Genomic DNA, 539 nt, shown 5'->3' on the forward strand with positions numbered 1-539 from the left:
CGCAGCTCACCCCAAGGCTGTGGAAGCAACACTTCGCGGCCAATCCGCTGCGATCCGATCTCTTCGAAATCTCGAAGTAGGCAAGGACGCCGGGCAGTTACCGCTTACGATACGGTGACGGTGCTGTCGGCCGAGGGCAAGGCGCTGGCCCGTGCCGCGTTCTCGCCCGCTTCGCAGATCCGCGCCCGGGTGTGGAGTTTCGATGCCGAGGCGGCGATCGACCATGCCTTCTTCAAACGCGCGGTGGCCGCTTCGGTCGCGCGCCGGGCGGCGATTCCGGCGCTGCGCGGGGAGGAAGGCGTGCGCCTGATCCACGGCGAATCGGACGGCCTGCCGGGCGTGATCGCCGACCGCTATGGCGAGGTGGTGGTGCTGCAGCTCACCAGCGCGGGCGCCGACAAATGGCGCGAGGCGATCGTCGCCGGGCTGCCGGGGTTCGACACTTAACCCCGATTTTCGCGCCTTTTCGGAAAGTGACTCCAGTTCCGGCGCGGGTTTGAAGGCCATGATCGCAAAAGTGCTGTGGTGGCACGTTTGTA

At 66.2% G+C, this 539-nt stretch carries 1 pseudogene; it reads left to right on the forward strand.

The annotated features are described in order from the left end of the window. Positions 1-108: 108 nt before the first annotated feature. Positions 109-429, forward strand: a pseudogene (locus MXC99_RS00235) (23S rRNA (cytosine(1962)-C(5))-methyltransferase RlmI); the annotation flags it as partial. Positions 430-539: the final 110 nt, after the last annotated feature.

Source organism: Thauera aromatica (assembly GCF_023093595.1).
GTDB classification, from domain to species: Bacteria; Pseudomonadota; Gammaproteobacteria; order Burkholderiales; family Rhodocyclaceae; genus Thauera; species Thauera aromatica_A.